Origin of the sequence: Cylindrospermopsis sp. CR12, from assembly GCF_001432185.1 — a bacterium.
GTDB lineage: Bacteria > Cyanobacteriota > Cyanobacteriia > Cyanobacteriales > Nostocaceae > Raphidiopsis > Raphidiopsis raciborskii.
In genome coordinates this window covers 744-2,356 of sequence record NZ_LMVE01000004.1, presented here as the reverse complement: position 1 = coordinate 2,356, position 1,613 = coordinate 744, and the positions used below count along the sequence as shown (strand labels likewise).

Annotated in this window: 5 protein-coding genes; 1 reads left to right on the top strand and 4 read right to left on the bottom strand. The window is 45.9% G+C overall.

The window, feature by feature from the left end; translation table 11 throughout:
- Positions 1–206 (top strand): hypothetical protein (locus ASL19_RS18370; RefSeq protein ID WP_235528885.1); only part of this gene is annotated, 206 nt, incomplete at its 5' end.
- A 44-nt stretch (positions 207–250) separates the two neighbouring features.
- Here the strand turns inward: ASL19_RS18370 and ASL19_RS00345 are convergent.
- From ASL19_RS00345 to ASL19_RS00335, 4 genes are all read right to left on the bottom strand, one after another.
- A complete protein-coding gene (locus tag ASL19_RS00345) occupies positions 251–466 on the bottom strand; it encodes a DegT/DnrJ/EryC1/StrS family aminotransferase (protein ID WP_057176836.1) in 216 nt (71 codons plus the stop codon).
- An 80-nt stretch (positions 467–546) separates the two neighbouring features.
- Positions 547–786 carry a hypothetical protein gene (locus ASL19_RS18005; protein ID WP_057176835.1) on the bottom strand — a complete coding sequence of 80 codons (240 nt, stop codon included), beginning with the start codon at positions 784–786 and terminating at the stop codon, positions 547–549.
- A gap of 166 nt (positions 787–952) precedes the next feature.
- Positions 953–1,087: a hypothetical protein gene (locus ASL19_RS18770; protein WP_255356404.1), complete on the bottom strand. Its 135-nt coding sequence runs from the start codon at positions 1,085–1,087 to the stop codon at positions 953–955.
- Positions 1,084–1,278, bottom strand: coding sequence for an FAD-dependent oxidoreductase (locus ASL19_RS00335; protein ID WP_057176834.1), 195 nt, complete (start codon positions 1,276–1,278; stop codon positions 1,084–1,086). Before ASL19_RS00335 ends, ASL19_RS18770 begins: the two co-directional genes overlap by 4 nt.
- Positions 1,279–1,613 lie beyond the last annotated feature (335 nt).

Here is a 1,613-nt window from a genome sequence, read left to right as displayed (position 1 = left end):
GCCACGGGCGATTGCGAAGCACTCGCACTTGCGAGATTGCGAAGCACTTCCTATGGGCGTTCGCTGGGGAATTAACTATTACTGGGTTGAATCAACTCTTACCTGGAGACTGTCCGTGGGGGAGACCGGGAATCAATTCTCGGTCTCAAAGCGCAAGTCGGTTAAACCCGACTGGTTTTGTCGTGGGTAATCGTAGGTTGGGTTGAGGCACGAAACCCAACAAACCAACGGGATATATATAAATGCAACTTCAAAGCACCGGTTTAACCCCTGCCAATAACAAAGCGATATGCAGAGCAGCAGTGCCATTTACTACCGCTACAGCATATTTTGCTCCTGTATATTCCGCCAGCATGACCTCAAAGCGATCAACGTATTTACCAACAGACGAAACAAAGGTGGAATCAAGGCAATTTTTGACCAATTCCCACTCATTACCCATAAACTCAGGCTCATGGAGTGGCACAAAAGGATTCGGCTCTCCCAATACAGCTTTTAGCCCGCATCAAAAATTCTGTTCCAGTTTTTCCACTTCCCCAGTGACCCTCAAATGTTGTAGCGATCGCTCTTATACCCTGCCAAATTTGTCGGGTTCATAAACCATTCTGCCGTTTCTGCCAAACCCTGCTTAAATCCCTCACGCCCACCATATAAAGGTTCCCATCCCACAAGCTGTGCTGATTGTCGAGGTCCATAGGTATTAAAAGGACGAATGATTGATATAGGAGTATTAAAAGATTGGTAAGATGGTTTAACATTACAGATTTCGATTACACATCGGGTCAACCGGTTTTGACCCCCTCAACAGCGTTGTTTATATGAATTTATTTCAAATTAAAAGGGCGATTGGGAAGCACTCCCTATGGGCGATCGCCAGTTAGGTTTCCAAACAATGCTTTTGTGTGCCACAAAGTTCCGAGTTAGTCAATATAACAACAGACCTCTGATGATTTCAAAGATTCAACTGCTTCATCCATCTCACAGTATAACAGCGATCGCTCTCCACCAATTCTCCTGATTGATACTTAGCAATAATCTCCTCAATAGCATCATCCACCGAATACTGAGGACTAAACCCCGTAGTCACCAACTTAAATAGAGACCGGAGTGAATGACACCGCTATTATTGCCGGTTTGATGTTTAGCCAGGGTGGATTCTTTTTCTAGGAGGACTAATCGGAGATCCGGGCGGGATTGGAAAATACGGAAGGCTGTAGCTAAACCGACAATACCACCTCCGACTATTAAGATGTCACAGGATTTGTCTATATGGGTCATTGTAGGTTGAGTTTAATAACCCAAATGGGAGATCGCTTTTTAGTAAGAGGGGGATGCGATTGGGAAGGAATTACCCGTGACTTGGTTGAGTTAATCCAAACCTGGAGACTGTCCGTGGGGGAGACCGGGAATCAATTCTCGGTCTCAAAGCCCAAGTCGGTTAAACCCGACCGGTTTTGTCGTAGGTAATCGTAGGTTGGGTTGAGGCACGAAACCCAACAAACCAACGGGATATATATAAATGCGACTTCAAAGCACCCCCCCCTAGGGGCGATTGCGAAGCACTCCTTACAGGAGCTCGCAAAGGAATTACCCGTGATTGGGTTGAATTAACC

Bases quoted from the DNA above. Each gene is read 5' to 3' on its own strand.
- ASL19_RS00335 (WP_057176834.1), bottom strand. From the start codon at position 1,278: ATGACCCATATAGACAAATCCTGTGACATCTTAATAGTCGGAGGTGGT.